Genomic DNA, 26,151 nt, shown 5'->3' on the forward strand with positions numbered 1-26,151 from the left:
CTCAGGCAGCTTTCTCGGAAGGTGGCATATTGTGACCGAGGAGCTTCAACACCTCCGCGGCCGCGTCCGCAAGATTCGTTCCCGGCCCGAAGATGGCCGAGACGCCCGCGTCATACAGCGCCTGATAGTCCTGCGCGGGAATAACGCCACCCGCGATCACCTTGATATCGCTGCGCCCTTTCTCGCGGAGCAGCCCGATCAGCTCGGGGATCAGCGTCTTGTGCCCGGCCGCGAGGCTGGAGGCGCCGACCACGTCGACATCCTCGGCCAGCGCCAGTTCCACCGCCTCGGCAGGCGTCTGGAACAGCGGCCCGGCGACGATGTCGAAGCCGAGATCGCCAAACGCCGAGCTGACGAGGTTGGCGCCCCGGTCGTGCCCGTCCTGCCCCATCTTGGCGACGAACATCTTGGGGTTGCGCCCCTTGCGTCGCGCGACGGTGGCGACGCCGTCGACCAGCCCCTGCCAGCGCGGATCGTCGCCATAGGCGCCGCCATAGACGCCCTTCACCGGCGTGGGCGTAGTGCCGTAGCGGCCGAACACATCCTCCATCGCGGCGGAGATCTCGCCCAGCGTCGCGCGCTGGCGGGCGCACTCGACGGCGAGGCCGAGGAGATTGTCGCTCCCCTTCGCGCCCTCGCGCAGCGCATCGAGCGCGGCCCGGCACTTCGCCTCGTCGCGGGCGGCCTTCATCTTCTGGATGCGGGCGATCTGGCCGGCGCGGACCTTGTGGTTGTCGACATCGAGGATGTCGATCGCATCCTCTTCCTTCAGGCGATATTTGTTGACGCCGACGATCACATCCTCGCCGCGATCGACACGCGCGGCGCGGCCCGCCGACGCTTCCTCGATCATCGCCTTGGGCCAGCCCGCCGCGACCGCCTTGGCCATGCCGCCTTCGGCCTCGACCCGCTCGATGATCTCCCAGGCCTTGTCGTAAAGCTCCTGGGTCAGCGCCTCGATGTAATAGGAGCCGCCGAGGGGATCGACCACCTTGGTCATCCCCGTCTCTTCCTGGATCACGATCTGCGTGTTGCGTGCGATGCGGGCGGAGAAATCGGTCGGCAAAGCAATGGCTTCGTCGAGGGCGTTGGTGTGGAGGCTCTGCGTGCCGCCCAGCATCGCCGCCATCGCCTCGATCGTGGTGCGGATGACGTTGTTGTACGGGTCCTGCTCGGTCAGCGACACGCCGCTGGTCTGGCAGTGGGTGCGCAGCATCTTCGAGCGCTCATCCTTGGCGCCGAGATCGGTCATCACCCGGTGCCACAGCTTGCGCGCGGCGCGGAGCTTGGCGACCTCCATGAAGAAGTTCATGCCGATCGCGAAGAAGAAGCTCAGCCGCCCCGCGAACTTGTCGAGATCGAGGCCCGAGGCCATCGCCGCGCGGGCATATTCCTTGCCGTCCGCGATGGTGAAGGCGAGTTCCTGCAACTGCGTCGCCCCGGCTTCCTGCATATGGTAGCCGGAGATCGAAATGCTGTTGAATTTCGGCATGTTGGCCGAGGTATATCCGATGATGTCGGAGATGATCCGCATCGACGGCTCGGGCGGGTAGATATAGGTGTTGCGGACCATGAACTCCTTCAGGATGTCGTTCTGGATGGTGCCATCCAGCTTCTCCTGAGGGACGCCCTGCTCCTCGCCCGCGACGATGAAGAAGGCGAGGATCGGTATCACAGCGCCGTTCATCGTCATGCTGACCGACATCTCGTCGAGCGGGATGCCGTCGAACAGTATCTTCATGTCCTCGACGCTGTCGATCGCGACGCCCGCCTTGCCGACGTCGCCGGTGACGCGCGGGTGGTCGCTGTCATAGCCGCGATGGGTGGCGAGATCGAAGGCGACGGACAGCCCCTTCTGCCCGGCCGCGAGGTTGCGGCGGTAGAAGGCGTTGGATTCCTCAGCGGTCGAGAAGCCGGCATATTGCCGGATCGTCCACGGGCGGCCGGCATACATCGAGGCGCGCACGCCGCGCGTGAAGGGCGCGAAGCCGGGCAGGCCCGGATCGATGCCATCCACATCCTCGGCCGTATACAGAGGTTTGACATCGATCCCTTCCGGCGTGTGCCAGGTGAGATCGCGGCCCTTCACCTCCTTGTTGGCGAGCGCCTTCCAGTCCTCAGTGGTCGCCACGGGGGGTCTCCATGATTTCGGTGAGCACGCCGCCCATATCCTTGGGGTGGACGAAGAAGATCAATGTGCCGTGCGCGCCGATGCGCGGCTCGCCCAGCACCTTCGCGCCCTTGCCCTCGAACCAGGCCTTGGCCTCGTGGATGTCGGGCACCTCATAGCACATATGATGCTGGCCGCCGGCCGGGTTCTTGGCGAGGAAGCCATGGATGGGCGAATTTTCGCCCAGCGGCTCAATCAGTTCGACCTGGAAGTTCGGAGCATCCACGAAGCATACCCGCACACCCTGCGAGGGCATGTCGAACGGTTCGTGGATCGTCTCCGCGCCCATCACGTCGCGATAGAAGGCGATCGATCGCTCGATCGACGGCGTCGCGACGCCGACATGGTTGAGGCGGCCCAGTTTCATTTCTTGGCTCGCTTCATCAGACCAGTTCCACCGCCATCGAGGTCGCCTCGCCACCGCCGAGGCAGATCGAGGCGAGGCCGCGCTTGAGGCCGTTGACCTGAAGCCCGTTGATGAGCGCACCCAAGATACGCGCGCCCGAAGCGCCCACCGGATGGCCGAGCGCGCAGGCGCCGCCATGGATGTTCAGCACGTCATGCGGGACGCCGAGATCGTGCATCGCGATCATCGCGACCGTCGCGAAGGCCTCGTTGACCTCGAACAGGTCGACATCCTTGGTCGTCCAGCCGGCCTTCTCCAGAGCGCGCTTGGACGAGCCCACCGGCGCGGTGGTGAACAGGGCCGGCGCCTGCGCGAAGGCAGCGTGGGAGACGACCCGGGCGATCGGCTTCACGCCCAGCTTCTCGGCCACGCTCATCCGCGTCATCACCAGCGCCGCCGCGCCGTCCGAGATCGACGAGGCGTTGGCGGCCGTGATCGTGCCGTCCTTGGCGAAGGCGGGCTTCAGCGTCGGGATCTTGCCGATATTGGCGTTGCGGGGCTGCTCGTCGGTATCGATCACCACCTCGCCCTTGCGGGTCTTGACCGTGACCGGCACGATCTCGTTCGCCAGCTCGCCGACATGCTGCTGCGCGCGGGTGAGCGAGGCGATCGCGAACTCGTCCTGCTTCTCGCGGGTGAACTGATATTCGCCGGCCACGTCCTCGGCGAAATTGCCCATCAGCTTGCCCTGCTCATAGGCATCCTCAAGGCCGTCGAGGAACATATGGTCGTAGAGCCTGTCATGGCCGATGCGCGCGCCCGAGCGGTGCTTCAGGTTGAGATAGGGCGCGTTCGACATGCTCTCGAAGCCGCCCGCGACGATGATGTCGGCCGAGCCTGCGACCAGCGCGTCGGACGCCATGATCGCGGCCTGCATCGCCGAACCGCACATCTTGTTGATCGTGGTCGCCTCGACCGAGGTCGGCAGGCCGCCAAAGATCGCCGCCTGACGCGCCGGCGCCTGGCCGAGGCCGGCCGGCAGGACGCAGCCCATATAGCAACGCTCGATCTGATCCGGGCTGATGCCGGACCGCTCGACCGCGCCCCTGACGGCGATGGCCCCCAGTTCGGTGGCCTTCAACGAGGACAGCTCACCGAGGAAGCCGCCCATCGGCGTGCGGGCGAAGGAGAGGAAAACGACCGGATCGGAGGAGGTCATGACATCATCCTAGATGATCCGCGCCAGCGCGGCCGCGGAGGCCAGGCCGAAGCAGAAGGAAAACAGCCCCAGAAGGGCGGCGAGCGCGGTTCCCACGACAACACCCCAGAAGCGGAGTGGATCATCGTCCCGTCTATATGTCCCCCAGCGTCTCCGCCCCTCGCCGGCGCGAAGTTCACGCAGCGCGGTGCGCGAGCAATGCACGGCGACGCCGCCGCCCACCGCGACCAGCAGCACGGCGGAGGCGACCTCGTTGCTCACAGCGGGATATTGTCGTGCTTCTTCCACGGGTTTTCGAGCTGCTTGTTGCGCAGCTTGCGAAGACCCAGCGCCACCCGGCGCCGCGTGGAATGCGGCATGATGATCTCGTCGATGAAGCCCTTGGACGCCGCCACGAACGGGTTGGCGAAGCGCGCCTCATATTCGGCGGTGCGGGCCGCGAGCTTCTCGGGGTCTTTCGCTTCCTGACGGAAGATGATCTCCACCGCGCCCTTGGCGCCCATCACCGCGATCTCGGCTGTCGGCCATGCATAGTTGAGGTCGCCGCGCAGATGCTTGGACGCCATGACGTCGTAGGCCCCGCCATAGGCCTTGCGCGTAATGACCGTGATCTTGGGCACCGTCGCCTCGGCATAGGCGAAGAGCAGCTTGGCGCCATGCTTGATGATGCCGTTATGCTCCTGCGCGGTGCCGGGGAGGAAGCCGGGCACGTCCACGAAGGTGACGATCGGAATCTCGAACGCATCGCAGAAGCGCACGAACCGCGCCGCTTTCCGCGAGGAGGCGATGTCGAGCACGCCCGCCAGCACCATCGGCTGGTTGGCGACGATGCCGACGGTGCGCCCCTCAATGCGGCCGAAGCCGGTGATGATGTTGGCAGCGTGCGCGGGCTGGATCTCGAAGAAGTCGCCTTCGTCGACCGTCTTCTGGATCAGCTCGTGCATGTCGTAGGGGATGTTGGCCGAGGCCGGGATCAGCGTGTCGAGGCTCGGCTCCTGCCGGTCCCACGGATCGTCGGTGGGGCGCACGGGGACGCCCGAACGATTGCTCTCGGGCAGGAAGTCGATGAAGTCGCGCGCGGCGAGCAGCGCCTCCACGTCATTCTCGAACGCCACGTCGGCCACGCCGGACTTGACGGTATGCGCCGAGGCCCCGCCCAAATCCTCCTGCGACACCACCTCGTTGGTGACGGTCTTCACCACGTCCGGGCCGGTGACGAACATGTAGGACGAGTCCTTCACCATGAAGATGAAGTCCGTCATCGCCGGGGAATAGACCGCGCCGCCCGCGCAGGGCCCCATGATGAGGCTGAGCTGCGGCACCACGCCGGATGCCAGCACGTTGCGCTGGAACACCTCGGCATAGCCGCCGAGCGAGGCGACGCCTTCCTGAATACGCGCGCCGCCGCTGTCGTTGAGGCCGATCACGGGCGCGCCGACCTTCAGCGCCATATCCATGATCTTGCAGATCTTCTGCGCGTGCCGCTCGGACAGGGAGCCGCCGAAGACGGTGAAATCCTGGCTGAACACGAAGACGAGGCGGCCGTTGATCGTGCCCGAGCCCGTCACCACGCCGTCGCCGGGGATGTGGCTCGCGTCCATGCCGAAGTCGATGCAGTTATGCTCGACGAACATGTCCAGCTCTTCGAACGAGCCTTCGTCGAGGAGGATTTCCAGCCGCTCGCGGGCCGTCAGGCGGCCTTTGGCGTGCTGGGCATCGATCCTTTTCTGTCCGCCGCCCAGGCGGGCCTCGGCGCGTCGTTGATCGAGCTTCTCGAGGGTCGTGGGCATCGCTCTCCTTTCCTGGGCGGCGGTGTTGCGCCGCACTGCACCTTGGCATCGGCCCGCGCAAATGTGGTTTTGTGAAGTTGCGAAAGGCAATTTTGTGAAATATGCGGAAGCATCATGGTACGCCCCGTCCGCAGCCTCTATGCCGGCGCCCGAGTCCGCGCACTGCGCGCCCAGCTCCGCCTCAGCCAGACGGCGATGGCCGAGCGGATCGGCATCTCGGTCAGCTATCTCTCGCAGATCGAGACGGATGGACGCCCGCTCACCGCCGCCGTGGCGCTGGCGCTCGCCGCCGCCTTCCCGACCGACTGGACCGGCATCGACGAGGACGAAGGCGCGCGCCTGCTCGCCGGCCTCGCCGAAGCGGCCGCCGAGCCCCTCCTCCCCGAACCGCCACCCGAGCCCGAGGTGCTGGCCCGCGCCATCGAGCAGCAGCCGGACCTCGCCCGCCGCTTCGTCGCGCTCCATGCGGCATGGCGCCGCGCCGAGGACCAGCTACAGCGCCTCGACGACGCCTATGACACAGGCGCGCCCTCCGGAGGCCGCCTGCCGTGGGACGAGGTGCGCGACTGGTTCCACGATGCCGGCAATTATGTCGACCTGATCGATACCGCCGCCGAGGCGATCGGCGCGACGCTGGAGCCCGGCCCCGATGCGCTGGCCGAACGGCTGCGGGAGCGTCACCGCATCACGCTCCGCGCGTCCTCTGGCGATACGCCTCCGCTCCGCAGCTACGATCCGGTCTACCGCGTCCTGACGCTCGATCCCGCGCAGGCGCCCGAGAGCCGCGCCTTCCAGCTCGCTCACCAGCTCGCCCGTATCGAACTGGCCGACGAGATCGACGTGGTGCTGGCCCGCGCCGGCTTGCCCTCCACCGAGGCGACGCGCCTGCTGACCGTCGGCCTCGCCAACTATGCGGCGGGCGCGATCCTGATGCCCTACGAGCTGTTCCGCTCGGAAGCCCGCCGGGTCCGACACGACATCGACCGCCTGCGCCGCCGCTTCGCCGTCAGCTTCGAGCAGGCGTGTCATCGCCTCTCGACCCTCCAGCGACCGGGCGCACGGGGCACGCCCTTCTTCTTCTGCCGCGTCGACATGGCGGGCAACATCACCAAGCGCCACTCCGCCACCCGCCTGCAATTCGCGCGCTTCGGCGGCGCCTGTCCGCTGTGGATCATGCACGAGGCGGTCGCGATCCCGGATCGTATCCTGATCCAGCTTGCCGAAATGCCGGAAGGCACGCGCTACGTGGTGGCCGCCAAGGGACTGGTGAAGGAAAGCGGCAGTTTCGCCCGCGCGCCGCGCCGCTACGCGGTGGCGCTGGGCTGCGAGATCGGCGAGGCGGGCGATTTCGTCTATGCCGACCATCTCGATCTGACACGGGCCGATGCCGCGACCCCGATCGGCGTCTCCTGCCGCATCTGCCCGCGTGAGAATTGCGAGCAGCGCGCCTTTCCGCCCTCCGGCCGCGCGATCCGCGTAGACCCGGAACGGCGGGACATCGTCCCCTACCGATTCGATTGAGCGCCGCCTCAGGCGGCGATGGCACGCAGCTCGATCAGGCGGATCTGCGGCAGGGAGAAGCCCGCCACGCGCAGCTCGGCGGCCTGCACGTCCGGCATATGATGGCGATGCCGGGTGACGACCACCGCGCGGCGCAGCGACTCCAGCCGCTCATCCGCCAGGGCGCGGCCGCCGATGTTGAGGCCGAAGACAAAGGAGAGGAAGCGCTCGATCCGTCCCGGCGCCTGAAGGCTGCCCAGCCGCTCGCGGCGCGCCAGATCGATCACCTGCTCTTCGAGCGGCGAAAACTCGGCCTGCTCGCCCTCGCGCAGCAGGAAGGGCTCGTCCTCCACAGACAGCGGAAGGGGCGCTTCGGTCGTATCGTGGGCCAGGCCCCGAAACTCCATATCGCCTCCTTTCCGTCTCATTGTCCGACCGATCCGCCGTCTTGACCCGCGTACCGATCGGTAACATCCTGTCAAGAGCGCCGGGAGGGGAAATGGGCGATGGTAAGTGAACGGGAGATTGCCGAAAGGGTGGGCGTGAAGCCATTGCTTCCCCCTCGTCAGCCCGCCTCCGAGCGCGTGTCGCGCACGGCGCGGCGGCTCTTCTATCGGCGCGGAATCCGGGCCGTGGGCGTGGAGGAGATCGTCGCGGAAGCCGGCGTCACCAAGCCCAGCCTCTATCGCAGCTTCTCGTCGAAAGACGCCCTGGTCGCGAACTGCCTGCAAACCCGGTTCGACCGGATCATGAGCTGGTGGGACGATCTGGAGCTGCGGACGCCCGGCGATCCGCTTGCCCGGCTGCGCACGCTCATCAGCGAAGTGGCGCGCGAGACCCGCTCTCCGACTCATCGTGGTTGCGCGCTCACCAACGCCGCCGTCGAGTTTCCCGAGCCCGGCCACCCCGCGCGCACCATTGCCGAAAGCTACAAGGGCGCGATGCGGGCGCGGCTGATCGCGCTGGTCGAGCAATTGCCCGTGCCCGAGCCAGTGCTGCTCGCCGACGGCATCATCCTGCTGTTCGAGGGCGCGCGGGCGAGCCGCCACACCTCCGGCGCGCAAGGCCCCGCCGCCTCGATGGAGACGGTGGCCAACGCCCTGCTGGACGCCTTCCTCGCCGCCTCCCCGGCCTGAACGACAGGGCGGAGGACCGCTCCCCCGCCCCGCTGATCCGGCTCAGCGGTTGCCGAGTTCGGTCTTCCCGTCGACCAGACGCTGCACGCCGAGCGGATTGGCCGCCTTGAGCGCCTCCGGCAGCAGCGCGTCGGGCAGGTTCTGATAGCTCACCGGGCGCAGGAAGCGCTCGATCGCCAGCGTGCCGACCGAGGTGGTGCGGCCATCCGACGTCGCCGGATAGGGGCCGCCATGCACCATCGCATGGCTCACCTCGACGCCGGTCGGCCAGCCATTAGCGAGCACGCGGCCGGCGCGCTGCTCCAGGATCGGCAGCAGCGGGCGGGCAAGCTCGACATCCGCCTCGTCCATCTGGAGCGTGGCGGTGAGCTGGCCTTCGAGACCTTCCAGCACCTTGGCCACCTCGCCCATGTCCTTGCAGCGGACGAGGATCGAAGAGGAGCCGAACACCTCATGGCTCAGCGCCGGGTCGGCGATGAACTCCACGGCGCTGGTGGCGAACAGGGCGCCTCGCGCGCAGTGCGGGCCGGTGCTCTCGGCGCCGCGCGCCAGCGTCTCGACACCATGATGCTGGGCGAAGGCGTCCACGCCTTTCTCATAGGCGCTGTGGATGCCCGGCGTGAGCATGGTGCTCGGCGCCAACGGGGTGAGCGTCTTGGTCGCGGTGGCAACGAAGCGATCAAGGTCCGGCCCTTCGAGCGCGAGCAGGATGCCGGGGTTGGTGCAGAACTGGCCCGCGCCCATCGTCAGCGAGCCGACGAAGCCCTCGGCCATCGCCTCGGCGCGCGCAGCGAGCGCCGCCGGGAACAGCACGACCGGATTCACGCTCGACATCTCGGCATAGACCGGGATCGGCTCGGCGCGCTCGGCCGCGATCTTCACCAGTGCGAGGCCACCGCCACGCGAGCCGGTGAAGCCCACCGCCTTGATGCGCGGATCGGCGACCAGCGTGCCGCCCAGCGCCGTGGTCGTGCCCTGAAGCAGCGAGAAGACGCCCTCATGCAGGCCACAGGCCTTCACCGCGTCGCGGATCGCGCGGCCGACCAGCTCGCCCGTGCCCGGATGCGCCGGATGGCCCTTCACGACGACGGGGCAGCCCGCCGCCAGCGCCGAGGCCGTGTCGCCGCCGGCCACCGAGAAGGCGAGCGGGAAGTTGGACGCGCCGAACACCGCGACCGGACCGATCGCGATCTTGCGGAGGCGAATGTCGGGGCGCGGCAGCGGCTTGCGCTCGGGCAGCGCGGTGTCGACGCGCACGCCCAGCCAGTCGCCCGAACGGACCACCGAAGCGAACAGGCGGAGCTGGCCGCAGGTGCGCCCGCGCTCGCCTTCGAGGCGGGCACGCGGCAGGCCGCTCTCGGTCATGACGCGCTCGATCAGCGTGTCGCCGAGCGCCTCGATATTATCGGCGATGGTTTCGAGGAAACGGGCGCGCGTCTCCGGGTCGGTCTCGCGATAGCTGTGGAAGGCCTCGTCCGCCAGCGCGCAGGCCTGCGCCACTTCCGCCGCGCCGACACCGGCGAATTCCGGCGCGATCAACTGGCCGGTCGACGGATCGACCGCCTGGAACAGGTCCCCGCCCCGTACAGACTGTCCACCGATCAGGCTTGATCCATCCAGCATCGCGTCTTCTCCCGAATTGGTAGCGCTCCCACAGTGAGCACCCGCGCCGACCTAGGCGTTCCTGCGTCCGAGTTCAAAGGGGTCTGAACGATTTTCTGCAGGGCCCGTCTCAATGCCCCCCCAGCCAGTTCCATTGCAGCCGGAGAGCGAGGACGAGCGCATTGCCGACAGAGGGCGCCCAGCCCGGATGGACGATATATTGCATGTCGGGCTGGAGGAAGAGGCCGCGTCCCATGCGCTCGCGGGCGGTGATCTCCCATGCCGTCTCCGCACGATAGGGCGCGGGCACCGCGGGCTGCCCAGCGCGCCATGCCGGATCGCCGAGAATGGCGCGTGCCACGGCGATGCCCGCCATGCGCCGGTCCCCGCCCCAGGTGAAGCCGCCGCCGACATAGGTGCCGATCGGATTCGCGCGCTCCGTCGCCTTGCCGGCACGCACCCACGCCTTGAGCGCGCGGGTCGGCCCGTCGTCGAGCAACCGCGCCTCGATCTCGACATAGCCGCCCGCGCTCCGCGCCTCTCCCGGCGCGTCGATACGCGGCAGGGGATCGGTGAACGCCCATGCCCCCGCATAGGCCTGCACCACGGGGCCGATCAGCGCCGACGCCTGCCCGATCACCAGCGCGCCATGCCGCCCGAACGAATCCGGGAAGACACGGTGGAGATGTTCGGGATCGCCGGCCAGCGCATCGAACACGCCGAGCCGCGCTGACCAGCCCGCCGGTTCATAGGCCAGCACCATCCCCGGCGCGGTCACCGGGAAGATGGAGGGGCCGTCCAGTCCCGCTTGCGAGAGATCCGGCCCGATGCCGAACGAGCTGTTGAGGAAGAGCGTGCCGACATTCTGCGGGTCGAACTCGCTGTTGAGGTCGACCAGCCCTGCTTTTGCCCGCAGGCGCGGCGTGAGCGGCACGCTGATCCACGCCTCGAACGGGCGGACGGCGTGGGGCGCGTCGATATTGTCGAGCACCTGCCCGTCGCCGGTGCGCACCGCCGAGAAACCGCCACCGTGGAGCAGCATCATGTCGAACTGGGCATGGGCGCCGTCGATGCCGAACAGCCGGTCTCCGCTCGCGACCGTGAGGTCGAGCCGGCCGATCCAGTCGACGCCGCGCTCCACCCCGCCCGAGGCGTTGCCGATCACATCCGTGATGTAGCTCGCCGACACCGAGGGCGGATCACCCGCCCATGCCGGACGCGCGACGGCGAGCGCGAGCATCACGGCCGCACATAAACGCCCGATCGATCGACGGCTTCTACCCACCCGGCCCGGCTAGCCCCGGATCAAGGCAGTTTTGTTAAAATCGCCCGAACATGCCGAGCCGTTTGCCAGATCCGGGCCGGCAAGAAGCGCAGCCGGCCCGGAGAAGCGCGTTACGACGCGTTGCGAACGAAGGCCGCGCTGATGCGGATCACCGTCTCGTCGCCGATCAGCGGGACATAGGTCTTCACGCCATAGTCCGAGCGCCTGATCGTCGTCGTGGCGTTGAAGCCGGCCGTATAGGCCTTGTCGAGCGGGTTCACGCCCGCGCCGTTGAAGCTGGCGACCAGCGTCACCGGCTTCGTCACGCCGTGCAGGGTGAAATCGCCGGTGATCGTCGCACTGGACGGGCCGGTGCGGACCACCTTGGTCGAGACGAAGCGGATCGTCGGGAACTGGCCTGCGTCAAGCCACTGGTCGCTCTTCAACTCGCCGTCGAGCGTGGCATTGGTGGTCGAGACGGAGGCGACCGGGATGCTGATGTCGAGCTTGCTCGCCTCGACATGCGCCGGGTCGATCTGAAGCGTGCCCGCGACATGGGTGAAGTCGCCATACCAATCGGTGAAGCCCATATGCGCGACCGTGAACTGGACGCGCGTGTGGTTGGGCTCGACGGTGTAGCTGCCGGCGGTCAGCGCCCTGGGGTCGGGATTGGCCGGGCCGGCCGGCGCGGCGGCGATGGAGGCGGACGCGACAAACAGCGCGATCGCGGCGGAAGCGAGGGTCCGGGTCATCGGGAAATCCTGTGCGGGGAAGCGGTTTGCCGTGTTGGCCTTCGGTCATAAGACGGACGATCCTTGCAAGGAAATCGCGATAATATTGAAGATACATTCCAGTTTTTTCGAACGATCGTGCTTCTTCCCGACGTGCGCTCAAGCCGCAATCCGATATTCCCGAGAATATAGATAGCATGTTATGTTTCTTCCGACTCGGGAGAAGCGCATGGCCGACATCTTGGCGGATATGGGATATCTGTTCCTTGGCAGCCGGCTGAAGCGGCTCGCCGAACGGCTCCAGGCAGACGCCGCACGGCTGCTCAAGGCGAGCGGCTTGCCGATCCAGCCAGCCCAATTCCCCCTGCTCGCCGCGATCGATCGCTATGGCCCCCTCACCATCGGAGACGCGGTGGAGGCGCTGGGGGTCAGCCAGCCCGCCGTGACGCGGACAGCCTCATCGCTCCTCGACATCGGCCTGCTCGCCGCCAGCCGCGACGATGCGGACATGCGCCAGAAGACGCTCGCGCTGACGGAGGCGGGCAAGGCGCTGATGGCCCGCGCCAAGGCCGTGCTCTGGCCGCCACTCGATCTGGTCGTCACCGATCTGTGCGGCGACCTCTCGGGCGCGCTGCTCGACCAGATCGGCCAGCTCGAAACCAAGCTCGATCACTGCTCCATGGAGATGCGCGTGAACACCGCCACCCTCGACGCCTCGCAGGCCGCGACCGGCCTCTCGATCCGCGAATATTCGGACGATCTCGCGGAGGATTTCTACCGGATCAACGCCGAGTGGATCGAGCAGATGTTCGTGCTGGAGGAGAATGACCGGCAGATCCTCTCCCATCCGCGCGAGCTGATCATCGATCGCGGCGGCATCATCCTGTTCGTCGAGGATGCGGAGCTGGGGGTGGTCGGCACCTGCGCACTGATCCGCATCGACGAGGGCAGCTTCGAGCTGACCAAGATGGGCGTGTCGGAGAGGGCGCGCGGGCGCAAGGCGGGCGAATTCCTGCTGGCCAGCATCCTCGAACGCGCGCGGGCGATGGCGATGGGCCGGCTCTATCTCCTCACCAACCGGAAATGCGCGTCGGCCATCCACCTCTACGAGAAGCTCGGCTTCGTGCACGACGCGGAGATCATGGCGACCTATGGCAGCCGCTATGAGCGGTGCAACGTCGCGATGTCCTACCCGCTGTAACGCTTAAGCCAGCACGCCGTCGTGGAGACGCACCACGCGGTCCATCCGCGCGGCGAGCCGCTCATTATGCGTGGCGACCACGGCGGCCGAGCCCTCGCCCCGGACCAGCCGCAGGAACTCGACCAGCACGACGTCCGCCGTCGCCTCGTCGAGATTGCCGGTGGGCTCGTCGGCCAGCACCAGTGCCGGACGATTGGCGAGCGCGCGGGCCACCGCGACGCGCTGCTGCTCGCCGCCGGAGAGCTTGGACGGGCGATGGTCCAGCCGGTGCGACAGGCCGAGCGTGGTCAGCAGCGACTTCGCCCTCACGTCCGCCTCGTCCCGCATCGCGCCGCGCACCATCTGGGGCAGCACGACATTCTCCTCCGCCGTGAAATCAGGGAGGAGATGATGGAACTGGTAGACGAACCCCAGCCGCTCGCGCCGCACACGGGTGCGCCCGTCATTGTCGAGCCGCGCGGCCTCCTCGCCCGCGATGCGGATCGAGCCCTCGAAGCCCCCCTCGAGCAGACCGATCGCCTGCAACATCGTCGACTTGCCCGAGCCCGACGGCCCCAGCAGCGCCACGATCTCGCCCGGCGCCACGGACAGGTTCACTCCGCGCAGCACATGGATGGTCTGCCCGCCCTGCTCATAGGAGCGCTTGAGGTCGGTGACGTGGAGAACCGGCTCACTCATAGCGCAGCACCTGCACGGGATCGGTGCTCGCCGCCTTGTAGGCCGGATAGAGCGTCGCGAGGAAGGTCAGCACCAACGTCATCACGATGATGACGGTGATGTCGAGCGGGTCAGGCTTGGACGGAAGCTCGGTCAGCACGCGGATCGACGGGTCCCAGAGCTGCGCGCCGGTGATGTGCTGGATCACATCCACCACATCCTGCCGGAAGAAGAGGAACACCGATCCCAGCACGATCCCCGCAAGGATGCCGAGCACGCCGATCGTCATGCCCACCGTCATGAAGATGCGCAGCATCGCGGCCCGGCTGGCGCCCATGGTGCGCAGAATGGCGATGTCCCGCGTCTTGGCGCGGACCAGCATGATGAGCGACGACAGGATGTTGAACGCCGCGATCAGGATGACGATGCCGAGCACGACGAACATCGTCACCCGCTCCACCTCCAGCGCCTGGAACAGCGAAGCGTTCATCTGCCGCCAGTCGTTGACGACGCCGTCGCGGATCACCTTGGGCGCGAGCGGGGTCAGAATCTGCGTCACACGATCCGGGTCGACGGTGCGCAGCTCCACCATCTGGACGGTATCGCCCAGCAGGAGGAGCGTCTGCGCATCCTCCATCGGCATCACGACATAGGCCTTGTCGAAATCATAGACGCCGACCTCGAAGGTCGCCGCCACGCGATAGCTGACGATGCGCGGCGCGGTGCCGAAGGGCGTCGCCTGCCCTGAGAGGTTCACCACGCTGATCTGGTCGCCGACGGTCAGCCCCAGCGCCTGCGCGAGGCCCGTGCCGATCGCGACATTGCCGGAGCCGGGCGTCACTTCGGCGAGATTGCCTTGCTTGATGTCGCCCTTGATCGTGTCGCGAAGGTCCGCAACGCGCATCCCGCGCAGCAGGATCGGCTCGACCCGGCCGTCCACGGTTGCGGCGAGCGGCTGCTCGATCAGCGGAATGGCGCTGGTGACGCCGGGCGTCGCCTTCGCCTCGTCCGCGATCTGGCGCCAGTTGGTGAGGCCGTGGCCCGAATAGCCCTGGATGACCGCATGGCCGTTCAGGCCCACGATCTTGTCGAACAGCTCCGCGCGGAAGCCATTCATCACGCTCATCACCACGATCAGCGCGGCGACGCCCAGCGCCACCGCGCCAAGGCTGATCGAGGCGACGAGGAAGATGAACGCCTCGCCCCGGCCCGGCAGCAGATAGCGCCGGGCGACCATCCGCTCGGTGCGGCCGAGGATCACGAGACGAAAGCCCTCACCCGACCACCTTCGCCAGCGCATCCTCGATCGACAGCTCGACCTTCTCACCGGTGGAGCGGCGCTTCAGCTCGACGACGCCCCTGGCGATGCCCTTGGGGCCGATCACGATCTGCCAGGGGATGCCGATCAGGTCCATCGTGGCGAACTTGGCGCCGCCACGCTCGTCGCGGTCGTCATAGAGCACCTCGACGCCCGCCTTCTGGAGCCTAGCGTAGAGATCGTCCGCCGCCGCCGTGCAGGCCTCGTCGTCGACGCGCATGTTGATGATGCCGACCTTGTAGGGCGCTACCGCGTCCGGCCAGATGATGCCGTTGTCATCGTGGCTGGCCTCGATGATCGCGCCCATCAGGCGCGACACGCCGATGCCGTAGCTCCCCATGTGCGGGATCACTTCGGAACCGTCCGGCCCCTGCACGCGCAGGTTCATCGGCTTCGAATATTTCTCGCCGAAGTAGAAGATGTGGCCCACCTCGACGCCTCGCGACTGGCGGAGGTCCGCGCCGGCTTCCGCCTCACGGGCCTCGTCGCGCTTCTCGTCGGTGGCGGCATAGTCGGCGGTGTAGCCCGACACGATCGTTTGCAGGCCGGAAACATCGTCGAAATCCACCGACGACAGCTCGGCCGGCTTCTCCCAGTTCGAATGATAGAACACGTCGCTCTCGCCGGTTGGCGCGAGGACGATGAACTCGTGGGAGAGGTCGCCGCCGATCGGGCCGGTGTCGGCCTGCATCGGGATGGCGCGCAGGCCCATGCGCGCGAAGGTGTTGAGATAGGCCACGAACATGCGGTTGTAGCTGTGGCGCGCGCCGGCCTCGTCGAGGTCGAAGCTGTAGGCGTCCTTCATCAGGAACTCGCGACCACGCATCACGCCGAAGCGGGGGCGCACCTCGTCGCGGAACTTCCACTGGATATGATAGAGCGTGCGCGGCAGGTCGCGATAGCTGCGCGCCGAATCCCGGAAGATCGAGGTGATCATCTCCTCGTTGGTCGGGCCATAGAGCATCTCGCGGTCGTGGCGATCGGTGATGCGCAGCATCTCGGGGCCGTAAGCGTCATAACGGCCCGATTCGCGCCACAGATCCGCGGACTGGAGAGTCGGCATCAGAAGCTCGATGGCGCCGGCGCGATCCTGCTCCTCGCGGACGATCTGCGCGATCTTCTGGAGCACGCGCTGGCCCAGCGGCAGCCACGCATAGATCCCCGCGGCAGTCTGCCGGACGAGCCCGGCGCGGAGCATCAGCTTGTGGCTGACGATCTGCGCGTCAGAGGGCGATTCCTTGAGAACGGGCAGGAAATGGCGGGAGAGACGCATCGCGGCCTTCGAATTGGGGCACCGTCACGGGATGCAACGGATTCCGCTGCTCTATTGTGTGGGGCGCAGAGTGGCAACCACAGGGGCGTATGTTGCTGAAACATCACAGGAGATGTCCATTCGATGAACACCCCCTTGAAGGCCGATGACAAGCTGAACTTTCGAGCGGTAGACCTTGTCCCACGAAACACAGGTCCAAGGCCGTGGTTCGGGGAAGGCTAAGGCCCCGTGGTCCCGTTTCTGAGGGGGGATGGGAACCACGTGCGGGCCGAAAGCCAAAAGGGGGCTGACGAGCATTCGTCACGCGGGACGCCCAGGTCGCAAGGCCTGGGCGTTTCGACAGGGAGCCCATCCTGCGGCGGAGCGTTCAGGCGCTTCGCCGCAGGAGCTTTCCATGATGACCCAGCATCCCAAGCCGGACGATCCGACGCGCAAGCCCGTCGACGATCCCGTGCCGACGCCCATAGATCCGCCGATCGTCTCGCCCAGCGACCCGCCGGCCCAGCCCAGCGAGCCGCCCGCGACGCCGCCCTCCCCGCAACCGCAGGAGAATTGAGCGCTCGCTTTACCGGGCGCTAACCGGGATGTGGCATATCGGGGCCATGCTGCCCATCCGCACCCGTTCGATCTTCAGGAGCCGCTGGATCGCGCTGCTCTGGGCCGCCGGCATCATCTGGACGGCGGTGGAGTTCGCAGGCGGCCAGCCCAAAAACGACACCGCCGCCAACGCCAGCAGCAACGATGACGTTGCGGCGACGCAAGCGGCGATGAACGCTTTGGGAATCCAGTAAGGATCAGACCAGGCGGGAGTGCTTCACCGCCGCTTCGATGAAGCTCTTGAACAGCGGATGCGGATCGAACGGCTTGGACTTCAGCTCCGGGTGGAACTGCACGCCGACGAACCAGGGGTGATCCGGCCGCTCGACGATCTCGGGCAGCTCGCCGTCGGGCGACATGCCGGAGAAGGCCAGGCCGCCCTTTTCGAGCGCATCCTTGTAGTGGACGTTCACCTCGTAGCGGTGACGATGACGCTCGGAGATGGCCGTGCCGCCATAGATCGACGCGACATGGCTGTTGCCCGCGAGCCTGGCGTCATAGGCGCCCAGCCGCATCGTGCCGCCGAGATCGCCGCCGGCTTCGCGCTTCTGGAGGCCGTCCGCGGTCATCCACTCGGTGATGAGGCCGACGACGGGCTCTTCGGTCGGGCCGAACTCGGTGGTGGAGGCCTTCTCGATGCCCGCGGTGTTCCGCGCGCCCTCGATGCAGGCCATCTGCATGCCGAGGCAGATGCCGAAGAAGGGCACGCCCCTCTCGCGCGCGAACCGGACGGACGAGATCTTGCCCTCCGACCCGCGCTCGCCAAAGCCGCCGGGGACGAGGATGCCGTGCATCGGCTCCAGCGCCGGCGCGAGATCCGCCTCCGGCCCCTCGAACAGCTCGGCGTCGAGCCAGCGGACATTGACCTTCACCCGGTTGGCGATGCCGCCATGGACGAGCGCTTCCTGGAGCGACTTATAGGCGTCCTTCATGCCGGTGTATTTGCCGACGACGCCGATCGTCACCTCGCCCTCGGGGTTGGCGATGCGATCGGTGACGTCTGCCCAGCGGCGCATGTCCGGCGCGATGGTGTCGGGATCGATGTCGAAAGCACGCAGCACCTCGGCGTCGAGGCCCTCGGCATGGTATTGCGCCGGAACGCCGTAGATCGTCTCGGCGTCGAGCGCCGGGATGACCGCTTCGGGGCGCACGTTGCAGAAGAGCGCGATCTTGGCGCGCTCGCCCGCCGGGAGCGGCATCTCGCAACGGCAGACCAGCACGTCCGGCTGGATGCCGAGCGCAGTCAGGTCGCGGACGCTGTGCTGCGTCGGCTTGGTCTTCAGCTCGCCGGCCGCCGCGATGTACGGCACCAGCGTCAGGTGGACGAAGATCGACTGGTTGCGGCCGAGATCGTTCTTGAGCTGGCGGATCGCCTCCATGAAGGGCAGCGATTCGATGTCGCCCACCGTGCCGCCGATCTCGCAGAGCACGAAATCGAGGTCATCGGTGTCGGCGCGCGCGAACGCCTTGATGGCGTCCGTCACGTGCGGGATCACCTGGACGGTCGCGCCCAGATAGTCGCCACGACGCTCCTTGGAGATGATCGTCTGGTAGATCCGGCCCGAGGTGACATTGTCGCTCTGCCGCGACGGAACGCCGGTGAAACGCTCGTAATGCCCGAGGTCGAGATCGGTTTCGGCCCCATCGTCGGTCACATAGACCTCGCCGTGCTGATACGGGCTCATCGTGCCCGGATCGACGTTCAGATAGGGATCGAATTTACGGATGCGGACCCGATAGCCACGCGCCTGGAGGAGAGCGGCAAGCGATGCCGCCATGAGACCTTTGCCAAGCGAGGAGACCACGCCGCCGGTGATGAAGATGAACCGCGCCATGGGAGTCGGGCCTTAACGGGTGAAGGGATGTGGAGGCAAGACAGCGACTCCAAATACACACACGACGAGACGATGGTCGCCTTCAGGAGGGGGCCTGAAGCGCGATCGCAACGCCACGACAAGAAAACGCCCGCACCATCACGGCGCGGGCGAGAGCGAAACGGCCGGGAGGCCGGAAGGATTACGGCTGCGGAATGCTGCCGTTGGCGGGCGCCGTGGTGGCCGGAGCCGGCGGCGCGAGATTGAGCGTCGGGACCGGCTTGGCCGCGGCGGGGGCCGGCGCCGGAGTCGGCGGGGTGACGACCGGAGCGGCCGCCTTGTGGGCCGAGCTTCCGCCCGAAACGCCACCGATGCCGATGTTGCCGCTGTTCGCCGTCACCTTGCCGGTGTCGATCGTCTTGAGGCTGGAGGCGGTCGGCGCGACGCGGACAGGCTTGGGAGCCGGCGCGGCCTCGGCCGGAGCCGGCTGCGGCGCGGTCGCCGGAGTGGCGGCGGGCGCGCCCATCATCGGGATGCCGGTCGCCGGAAGAGCTGCCGGAAGCGGCGCGGTGATCGTGCCGGGCGTGCCCTGATTCTGGAGGCTGGTGTCGATCTTGCCGGCCGAGTTGCGCATCGAGGCGACGGTCGCCAGCACGAAGGCCATCACGACGAACAGCGTCGCCAGCACCGAGGTGGCGCGGGTGAGGAAGTCGGCCGCGCCGCGCGCGGTCATCAGCCCGGCGGGGCCGCCGCCCATGCCGAGCCCGCCACCTTCGGACCGCTGCATCAGGATCACGGTGACGAGCGCCGCCGCGATCAGCGCATGAATGACGAGCAGGAAGGTGAACATCGGTCGGACGATCTCTTCGGCAAAAGCGAGTGCGCCCGAACGCAACGTCCGGACGGCCAAGCCCGCTCCCTAGCGAAGGTGGGCGACGAGTTCAATGCGATGCGCGGGCCGACATGCCATCGCCGGCGGGAATGCGGCCCGTCCGCCCGGCAATCCGCGCCGCGGGCCAGCGATATCGCCACGGCAACCTTGTTCACGCGCTTGGGAGGAACCTGTTAACCTGTTACGACGAAAGGACAATTCCATACATCTCGATAATCGGGGAAATATTTTCGGGTGAGAAGGACGCGCCTGCTCCGAACCGGATCGATGGATCGACGCGGAAGGCCGGCGGCGGGCGACGCCGTGCGCCATCGATGATGAAACCACGGGAACCGCGCCGGAAGGTGCTGATTCAAGCCCGGATGCGGATGGGCGCTTCCTGGTCGGACATCGTCATCCACAACATCTCCTCGCGTGGGATGATGGTGAGGACCGAACAGCCGCCCGAGCCCGGCACCTATGTCGAGATCCGGCACGGGATGCAGACCATCGTCGGCCGCGCCGTCTGGCGGACGGTGCGCAATTTCGGCATCCGGACGCAGGATCGCATCGACATGGAAGCCCTTGCCAGCGGTCAGGATTCGCCCGCCGCACAGCGCCCTGCCCCGTCCGACCAGCGCGCTGCCCCGGACGTCGCCTTCAGGGCCACGAGAAGCCGGCAGACCTCTGCCCTGCTGCAATATATCCTGATCGGCGTGGTCGGCCTCACGGCCGCCGGCTTCGCCGCGCGCGAGGTCTATGTCCTGCTGACGCGGCCGCTCGCCACGGTGACGTCTCACCTCTCGAACGGCGGCTGACCGGGCGGGAGGCATTCCCGCCCGGCCCCGCCGTCAGGCAGCCGCCTCTATGATCGGGGCGAAGGCCGCCGCCGTCAGGCTCGCGCCGCCGACCAGCACGCCGTCGACATTGGGCACGTCCAACACCTCGGCGATGTTCGCGGCCGTGATCGAGCCGCCATAGAGGATGCGGATCGCCTCAGCCCTTTCCGCCCCCAGCAGCTCGCGCAGCACGCCCCGGATCAAACCATGCACCGCGCCGATATCCTGCATCGACGGCGTGCGACCCGTGCCCACCGCCCAGATCGGCTCATAGGCGACGACCAGCGCGTCCCCGCCCGCCACCGGCAGCGAGCCGCGCAACTGCGTCTCGACCCGCTCCGCCGCCTTGCCGGCGTCGCGCTCCGCCTCGCTCTCGCCGACGCAGACGATCGCCGCGAGCCCAGCCGCGATCGCGGCCTCGGCCTTGCCCTTCACCTCCGGGTCGGTCTCGTGCTGGGCGGCGCGGCGCTCGCTATGGCCGACGATGGCGAGCGTGGCGCCCGCCTCCTTCAGCATCCCGGCTGAAATGCAGCCCGTGTACGGCCCGCTGATCCCCGAATGGCAATCCTGCCCGCCGATGATGAGCGAAGGCTGACGCGCGACGGCGCGCTCGATCAGCGTGAAGGGCGGACAGATCACGACATCGACATCCGGGGCCGCCTTGGCCGCCGCGGCAATGCCGTCCAGCTCCGCAAGACTTTCGCGGTCGCCGTTCATCTTCCAGTTTCCGGCGATCAGCCGTCTGCGCATGTCCATTCCCCTTATATTCTTTCTGTTCTGGGCTCGTCCGATAGCGGCGAGGGCACGCTTGTGCCAGCGCCTCGCTTGAAGGGCGCGCGCTCGCCTTCTAAGGGAAACGCATCCGATCCTTTACCGGGAACCCGCATGATCGCTTTCTTTCGCCGTACCCTCGCCTCCAAGCTGGCGCTGGGCCTCCTTGGCCTGATCATGCTCGCGTTCATCATCACGGGCGTCTTCACGCACGAGATGCCCGGAGGCTCCACCCGCAGCGGGCCGACCGGTGGCGACCTTGCGACCATCGGTGACGAGACGATCACCGCCAACGACATGGAGCAGCGCATCCGCAGCCAATATGCCCAGGCCGTGCAGCAGCAGCCCGGCCTCGATATGGCGACCTTCGTGGCGCAGGGCGGCTTTGCGGCGGTCGTCGATCAGGTGATCGGCGGCGCCGCGCTCGACCATTTCGCGCAGTCGCTCGGCCTCGCCGCCAGCAAGCGCCAGATCGACGGCCAGATCGCCGCGATCCCGGCCTTCCACGGCGTCGACGGCAAGTTCGACCAGAAGGCCTATCTGGCGGTTCTCGCCCAGCAGCGGCTGACCGATGCGGCCGTCCGCTCCGATATCCGCTCCGATCTGGTGCGCAAGATGCTCTATCTCCCCGTCACCGGCGCGATGACGCTGCCGGACGGGCTGGTCCGCCCCTATGCCAATCTCATGGTCGAGCAGCGTTTCGGCTCGATCGGCTTCGTGCCCATTGCGCTCACGGGCGGCGGCGCGGCGCCGACCGATGCGGAGCTTCAGGCCTTCTACAAGGCGCATATCGCCGCCTACACCACGCCCGAGCGCCGCGCGCTGCGCTATGCGCCGATCGGCCGCGACCAGGTCGCCGCCGCCGCGACGCCGAGCGAGACGGACATCCGCAAGGCCTATGATTCGGCCACCGACAAGTACGCCGCGCGCGAGACCCGCGACCTGTCGCAGGTCGTGCTCGATTCGCAGGCCAAGGCGCAGGCCTTCAAGGCCGCCGTCGCGGGCGGCAAGAGCTTCGCGGATGCCGCCAAGGCCGCCGGCTTCAGCGCCGCCGACATCGCCATCGGCACCAAGAGCCAGACCCAGTTCGCGCAGCAGACTTCGGCCGGCGTCGCCGCCGCCGCCTTCGCGCTGGCGCAGGGCGCGGTGAGCGATCCGGTGAAGTCGGACTTCGGCTGGCACGTCGTGAAGGTGAACGGCATCACGCGCATCCCCGCCACGACGTTCGAGGCCGCCCGCCCGCAGATCGCCGCCGACCTCACCAAGCAGAAGCAGGATCAGGCGCTGTCCGATCTCGTCGGCAAGGTGCAGGACGCGCTCGACGGTGGCCAGGGCTTCGCGGACATCGTGAAGACCAACAATCTCGCCGTCACCGAGACGCCGGCCGTCACGCCCACCGGCATCGCGCCCGACCAGCCCGCCTTCAAGCCCGCGCCGGAGCTTCAGCCGCTCCTCGCCGCCGGCTTCAAGGCCAGCCCGGACGAGGCCCCCACCGTCGAGACGATCCAGCAGGGCGAGCGTTACGCGCTGCTCTCGGTCGCCAAGGTGATCCCGGCCGCGCCGATCGCCTTCGCGCAAGTGAAGGATCGCGTCACGGCCGACTTTGGCGCCTCGCGCGCCAATGATCGCGCCAAGGCGATCGCCACCGCGATCCAGAAGAAGATCGAGGCTGGCACCCCCGTCGCCGACGCCTTCAAGGCCGCGCCGGTCAAGCTGCCCGAGGTCCACCAGACCAACGGCCGCCGCATGGAGCTGGCCCAGATGCAGGGCCGCGTCCCGGCTCCGCTCGCGGCGCTGTTCCGTGCGCCGGTGGGCGGCACGCGCCTCGTCGCCGCCGAGAATGGCAGCGGCTGGTATATCGTCCATGTCGACAAGGTGGAGGCCGCCGACGACAAGACGGTCGCGCCCGCCATCGCCGCCTCGCGCCGCGATCTCGTCGAATCCGCGACGGGCGAATATCTGGAGCAGCTCGCCGGCGCCGCGAAGATCGCGGTCGGCACGCACCGCAATGAGGCGACCATCGCCCAGCTCCGCGCGCGTCTGCTCGGCGCCACCCCGGTCGCGCAGTGAGTGCCGCCAGCTCCGGCGATCGTCTCGCCGCCGAGGCGCTCGCCGCCGGACGGCCTGCGCTCGTCTGGCGGCGGCAGATCGCCGACACTGACACGCCCGTCTCGGCCGCGCTCAAGCTGATCGAGCCGGGCCGGGGCGACTATCTCCTCGAATCGGTCGAGGGCGGGCGCACGCGTGGGCGGCACAGCATGATCGGCCTCGCGCCGGACCTCGTGTTCCGCGCCAAGGGCCATAGCGCTGAGATCAACCCGCGCTGGCTGGAGGATCGCGACGCCTTCGAGCCCTGCGCCGAGGACAGCCTCAAGGCACTGCGTTCTTTGGTGGCGCGTTGCCGCATGGAGGTGCCGGCGGGGTTGCCCAAGGCGCTCGCCTGCCTTGTCGGCTATTTCGCCTATGAGACGATCGGGCTGATCGAGGAACTTCCCCGCCCCGCCCCCAATCCGCTCGACCTGCCGGACATGCTGTTCGCGCGGCCGACGCTGATCCTGCTGTTCGACCGGCTGACCGACGAGCTGTTCTGGGTCGCCCCCGTGTGGCCCGACATGGGCGTGACGGTGGAGCAAGCGGTGGAGCGCATCGAGACGGCGCAAGCTCGTCTCGCAGCGCCCCTGCCCACGCCCATCCGCCAGCCTGCCACCGGCACGGCCGATGCCGCACCCGAGCCCGTGCTGCCGCCCGGCCGCTATGGCGAGATGGTGGCCGCCGCGAAGGAATATATCGCAGCCGGCGACATCTTTCAGGTCGTGCTGGCGCAGCGCTTCACGCGGCCTTTCCCGCTCGCGCCGTTCGATCTCTACCGGGCGCTCCGCCGGATCAATCCGTCGCCCTTTCTCTATTTCCTCGACCTTCCGGGCTTCGCGCTGATCGGTTCGTCGCCGGAGATTCTCGTCCGCGCCCGCGACGGCGAGGTGACGATCCGTCCGATCGCCGGCACCCGCCCGCGCGGCAAGACCGACGCCGAGGATGCCGAGCGCCGCGAGGAACTGCTCGCCGATCCCAAGGAGCGCGCCGAGCATCTGATGCTGCTCGATCTCGGCCGCAACGACGTCGGCCGTGTCTCCGCGCCCGGTACGGTGAAGGTGACGGAGAGCTATACGGTCGAGCTTTACAGCCACGTCATGCACATCGTCTCGAACGTCACGGGCCGGCTCGATCCGTCGAAGGACGTGATCGACGCGCTGTTCGGCGGCTTTCCGGCGGGCACCGTCTCGGGCGCGCCCAAGGTCCGCGCCTGCGAGATCATCGCCGAGCTGGAGCATGAGACGCGCGGCGCTTACGCTGGCGGCGTCGGCTATTTCTCGCCCGACGGGTCGATGGATAGCTGCATCGTGCTCAGGACCGCCGTGGTGAAGGACGGCGTGATGCACGTCCAGGCCGGCGCGGGCATCGTCGCGGACAGCGACCCGGCTTCCGAGCAGCGGGAATGCGAGGCCAAGGCCGGCGCCCTCTTCGCCGCCGCCCGCGAGGCGGAGGCCCGCGCGGCGGACGCGACTTTCGGCCAATAGGTTAACTCTGTTTTAGCCGATGCCTCGCCATGATGCCCTATCTTGTTGGGGCACATGGCAGATGAATCTCGCGAACACCGTGCGCAAGGCTGCGAAGCTGTCGGGCGATCTGGGCATCCGGACGCTCGATCTTCAGGCGAACATCGCGGCTCTGGCCGAGCGTGTGACGGAGCAGGCCGCCACGGTGGAACGCATCGGCGTCGATACGGATCGGCTGGAACGCGACCAGCAGGCCGTGTCCGTCGCCGCGCGCGAGGCCAAGGAAAAAGCCTCCGCCGCGCATGACGTGATCGACAATTCCACGCGCAAACTCTCCGCCGCCAGCGCCGACGTGGTCGACCTGATCGAGCAGGTGAGCCACATCCACGCGGGCCTCGGCGCTTTCAACGCCGCACTCGCCTCCGTGGCGCAGGTGACGGAGGCGATCAGCCGCATCACGGGTCAGGTGAACCTCCTCGCCCTCAACGCCACGATCGAGGCGGCGCGCGCGGGCGATGCGGGGCGCGGCTTCGCGGTGGTGGCGCAGGAGGTGAAGAAGCTCGCGCTCGAAACCGCCGCCGCCACCCAGAAGATCGACCTCTCCGTCCGCGCGCTGACCGGCGAGGCGGACACGATGCTCTTCCGCATCGAGAGCGGTGTCGACAAGGCCCGCGCCGCGCAGACCGGCACCCGCCAGATGGAGACCATGGTCGACGAGCTGCGCGAGCTGATGATGGGTCTGAGCGACGACAACGACGCGGTCGCCCGCAGCATGGAATCGATCGTCGGCGCCGTTTCGGGCGTGCGGGGCGGCATCGGCGCGCTCAACGCCACGTCGGGCGACAATGCGTCGGACCTCACCCAGCTCAGCCGCCTGCTGAGCAGCGTCAGCGACGACACCAACGTGCTGCTCCAATATATCGCGGAGAGCGAGGTCGAGATTCCCGACACGCCCTATATCCGCTTCGCCACCGGCGTCGTCGCGGACGTCGCCCGCAGGATCGAGGCGGAGATCGCCGCCGGCCGCCTGACGCTCGCCGACGCGATGTCGGAGCAGTATCGCCCCGTCCCCGGCAGCGATCCCGCGCAGTTCGAGCATCCGATCGTGCCCGCGCTGGTCGCGGCGATCCGCCCGCATCAGGAGGAGGCGCGCAAGCTCACCGGCTTCTTCGGCATGACGATGACGGACCGCAACACCTATGGCGCGGTGCAGATGCCGGAACGCTCGCAGCCCCGCCGCCCGGACGATCCCGCCTGGAACAGCGAATATAGCCGCAACCTCCAGTTCTTCGACTATGAGGACCAGCGGGCGCAGTGCAAGACGGTCCAGCCTTTCCTCATCAAGGCCTATCGCCGGCCGGTCGCGGGCGGCGGCGTGATGCTGCTCAAGCAGGTGATCGCCTCGGTGCATATCGCCGGGCAGCACTGGGGAATCCTCCAGCTCGCCTATCAGGACCAAGGCTGAGCTTGGGGCGGCAAAACCACGCCGTCCCTTGCG

Annotated in this window: 23 protein-coding genes and 1 pseudogene; 9 read left to right on the top strand and 15 right to left on the bottom strand. The window is 67.8% G+C overall.

The annotated features are described in order from the left end of the window. Window position 1 precedes the first annotated feature (1 nt). Genes scpA through ST3T6A_RS0114560 form a run of 5 tightly spaced genes read right to left on the bottom strand, consistent with a single transcriptional unit; the run spans window position 2 to window position 5,525 of the window. Window positions 2-2,131: a methylmalonyl-CoA mutase gene (gene scpA / locus ST3T6A_RS0114540; RefSeq protein WP_019833673.1), complete on the bottom strand. Its 2,130-nt coding sequence runs from the start codon at window positions 2,129-2,131 to the stop codon at window positions 2-4. Beyond that, the gene (mce, locus tag ST3T6A_RS0114545) at window positions 2,118-2,537 is read right to left on the bottom strand and encodes a methylmalonyl-CoA epimerase (RefSeq protein WP_019833674.1); all 420 of its coding nucleotides are present in this window, start codon (window positions 2,535-2,537) and stop codon (window positions 2,118-2,120) included. Before mce ends, scpA begins: the two co-directional genes overlap by 14 nt. 16 nt (window positions 2,538-2,553) lie before the next feature. Beyond that, window positions 2,554-3,735 carry an acetyl-CoA C-acyltransferase gene (locus ST3T6A_RS0114550; protein ID WP_019833675.1) on the bottom strand — a complete coding sequence of 394 codons (1,182 nt, stop codon included), beginning with the start codon at window positions 3,733-3,735 and terminating at the stop codon, window positions 2,554-2,556. Between the two features lie 9 nt (window positions 3,736-3,744). After that, window positions 3,745-3,996: a hypothetical protein gene (locus ST3T6A_RS0114555; protein ID WP_019833676.1), complete on the bottom strand. Its 252-nt coding sequence runs from the start codon at window positions 3,994-3,996 to the stop codon at window positions 3,745-3,747. Then, window positions 3,993-5,525, bottom strand: a complete 1,533-nt coding sequence (locus tag ST3T6A_RS0114560) for an acyl-CoA carboxylase subunit beta (protein WP_019833677.1) — start codon at window positions 5,523-5,525, stop codon at window positions 3,993-3,995. The genes ST3T6A_RS0114555 and ST3T6A_RS0114560 overlap by 4 nt, the downstream gene beginning before the upstream one ends. A 114-nt stretch (window positions 5,526-5,639) precedes the next feature. On the opposite strand from ST3T6A_RS0114560, the gene ST3T6A_RS0114565 reads away from it, so the two are divergent. After that, window positions 5,640-7,046 (top strand): helix-turn-helix domain-containing protein, encoded by a 1,407-nt coding sequence (locus tag ST3T6A_RS0114565; protein ID WP_019833678.1) that lies wholly within the window; start codon window positions 5,640-5,642, stop codon window positions 7,044-7,046. A gap of 8 nt (window positions 7,047-7,054) precedes the next feature. Here ST3T6A_RS0114565 and ST3T6A_RS20300 read toward each other — a convergent pair whose 3' ends face one another. Next, the gene (locus ST3T6A_RS20300) at window positions 7,055-7,432 is read right to left on the bottom strand and encodes a hypothetical protein (protein ID WP_019833679.1); all 378 of its coding nucleotides are present in this window, start codon (window positions 7,430-7,432) and stop codon (window positions 7,055-7,057) included. A 135-nt stretch (window positions 7,433-7,567) separates the two neighbouring features. Here ST3T6A_RS20300 and ST3T6A_RS0114575 point away from each other — a divergent pair, with 135 nt between their 5' ends. Next, entirely contained in the window at window positions 7,568-8,161 is a 594-nt protein-coding gene (locus ST3T6A_RS0114575; protein ID WP_202804599.1) for a TetR/AcrR family transcriptional regulator, read from the top strand. Between the two features lie 42 nt (window positions 8,162-8,203). On the opposite strand, the gene ST3T6A_RS0114580 is transcribed toward ST3T6A_RS0114575, so the two are convergent. From ST3T6A_RS0114580 to ST3T6A_RS0114590, 3 genes are all read right to left on the bottom strand, one after another. Next, window positions 8,204-9,784, bottom strand: a complete 1,581-nt coding sequence (locus tag ST3T6A_RS0114580; RefSeq protein WP_019833681.1) for an aldehyde dehydrogenase (NADP(+)) — start codon at window positions 9,782-9,784, stop codon at window positions 8,204-8,206. A 109-nt stretch (window positions 9,785-9,893) separates the two neighbouring features. Continuing rightward, window positions 9,894-11,003: a carbohydrate porin gene (locus ST3T6A_RS0114585; RefSeq protein ID WP_019833682.1), complete on the bottom strand. Its 1,110-nt coding sequence runs from the start codon at window positions 11,001-11,003 to the stop codon at window positions 9,894-9,896. 155 nt (window positions 11,004-11,158) lie between these two features. Next, on the bottom strand, window positions 11,159-11,779 hold the full coding sequence (locus tag ST3T6A_RS0114590) for a YceI family protein (protein WP_019833683.1): 621 nt from the start codon (window positions 11,777-11,779) through the stop codon (window positions 11,159-11,161). Window positions 11,780-11,987: 208 nt separating this feature from the next. Here ST3T6A_RS0114590 and ST3T6A_RS0114595 point away from each other — a divergent pair, with 208 nt between their 5' ends. After that, the gene (locus ST3T6A_RS0114595; RefSeq protein ID WP_019833684.1) at window positions 11,988-12,959 is read left to right on the top strand and encodes a bifunctional helix-turn-helix transcriptional regulator/GNAT family N-acetyltransferase; all 972 of its coding nucleotides are present in this window, start codon (window positions 11,988-11,990) and stop codon (window positions 12,957-12,959) included. Window positions 12,960-12,962: 3 nt separating this feature from the next. Here ST3T6A_RS0114595 and ST3T6A_RS0114600 read toward each other — a convergent pair whose 3' ends face one another. From ST3T6A_RS0114600 to proS, 3 genes are read right to left on the bottom strand one after another with little or no spacing between them, the layout of a single operon-like run. Then, on the bottom strand, window positions 12,963-13,637 hold the full coding sequence (locus tag ST3T6A_RS0114600) for an ABC transporter ATP-binding protein (RefSeq protein ID WP_019833685.1): 675 nt from the start codon (window positions 13,635-13,637) through the stop codon (window positions 12,963-12,965). After that, window positions 13,630-14,877, bottom strand: a complete 1,248-nt coding sequence (locus ST3T6A_RS0114605) for a lipoprotein-releasing ABC transporter permease subunit (protein WP_019833686.1) — start codon at window positions 14,875-14,877, stop codon at window positions 13,630-13,632. Before ST3T6A_RS0114605 ends, ST3T6A_RS0114600 begins: the two co-directional genes overlap by 8 nt. 13 nt (window positions 14,878-14,890) lie before the next feature. Then, complete coding sequence (proS, locus tag ST3T6A_RS0114610) at window positions 14,891-16,207, bottom strand: proline--tRNA ligase (RefSeq protein WP_019833687.1); 1,317 nt, start codon at window positions 16,205-16,207, stop codon at window positions 14,891-14,893. Window positions 16,208-16,601: 394 nt separating this feature from the next. On the opposite strand from proS, the gene ST3T6A_RS21585 reads away from it, so the two are divergent. Both ST3T6A_RS21585 and ST3T6A_RS20305 read left to right on the top strand, forming a co-directional pair. Then, a complete protein-coding gene (locus tag ST3T6A_RS21585) occupies window positions 16,602-16,763 on the top strand; it encodes a hypothetical protein (protein WP_019833688.1) in 162 nt (53 codons plus the stop codon). A gap of 46 nt (window positions 16,764-16,809) precedes the next feature. After that, window positions 16,810-16,998: a hypothetical protein gene (locus ST3T6A_RS20305; protein WP_157602876.1), complete on the top strand. Its 189-nt coding sequence runs from the start codon at window positions 16,810-16,812 to the stop codon at window positions 16,996-16,998. Window positions 16,999-17,001: 3 nt separating this feature from the next. On the opposite strand, the gene ST3T6A_RS0114625 is transcribed toward ST3T6A_RS20305, so the two are convergent. Both ST3T6A_RS0114625 and secG read right to left on the bottom strand, forming a co-directional pair. After that, window positions 17,002-18,639: a CTP synthase gene (locus ST3T6A_RS0114625; RefSeq protein ID WP_019833690.1), complete on the bottom strand. Its 1,638-nt coding sequence runs from the start codon at window positions 18,637-18,639 to the stop codon at window positions 17,002-17,004. A 439-nt stretch (window positions 18,640-19,078) separates the two neighbouring features. Continuing rightward, window positions 19,079-19,468: pseudogene (gene secG, locus ST3T6A_RS22255) on the bottom strand (preprotein translocase subunit SecG); the annotation flags it as partial. A gap of 386 nt (window positions 19,469-19,854) precedes the next feature. On the opposite strand from secG, the gene ST3T6A_RS21725 reads away from it, so the two are divergent. Then, a complete protein-coding gene (locus ST3T6A_RS21725) occupies window positions 19,855-20,307 on the top strand; it encodes a PilZ domain-containing protein (protein WP_162140542.1) in 453 nt (150 codons plus the stop codon). A gap of 33 nt (window positions 20,308-20,340) precedes the next feature. Here ST3T6A_RS21725 and tpiA read toward each other — a convergent pair whose 3' ends face one another. Continuing rightward, the gene (gene tpiA / locus ST3T6A_RS0114640) at window positions 20,341-21,084 is read right to left on the bottom strand and encodes a triose-phosphate isomerase (protein ID WP_019833693.1); all 744 of its coding nucleotides are present in this window, start codon (window positions 21,082-21,084) and stop codon (window positions 20,341-20,343) included. Between the two features lie 129 nt (window positions 21,085-21,213). Here tpiA and ST3T6A_RS0114645 point away from each other — a divergent pair, with 129 nt between their 5' ends. The 3 genes from ST3T6A_RS0114645 (at window position 21,214) to ST3T6A_RS0114655 (ending at window position 26,118) form a co-directional block, all read left to right on the top strand. Beyond that, window positions 21,214-23,169, top strand: coding sequence for a peptidylprolyl isomerase (locus ST3T6A_RS0114645; protein WP_019833694.1), 1,956 nt, complete (start codon window positions 21,214-21,216; stop codon window positions 23,167-23,169). After that, a complete protein-coding gene (trpE, locus tag ST3T6A_RS0114650) occupies window positions 23,166-24,674 on the top strand; it encodes an anthranilate synthase component I (RefSeq protein WP_019833695.1) in 1,509 nt (502 codons plus the stop codon). Before ST3T6A_RS0114645 ends, trpE begins: the two co-directional genes overlap by 4 nt. 61 nt (window positions 24,675-24,735) lie before the next feature. After that, window positions 24,736-26,118: a methyl-accepting chemotaxis protein gene (locus ST3T6A_RS0114655; protein WP_019833696.1), complete on the top strand. Its 1,383-nt coding sequence runs from the start codon at window positions 24,736-24,738 to the stop codon at window positions 26,116-26,118. The last annotated feature ends 33 nt before the right edge of the window (window positions 26,119-26,151 follow it).

The sequence above is a fragment of the Sphingomonas sp. PR090111-T3T-6A genome (assembly GCF_000383095.1).
Classification (GTDB): Bacteria; Pseudomonadota; Alphaproteobacteria; order Sphingomonadales; family Sphingomonadaceae; genus Solisphingomonas.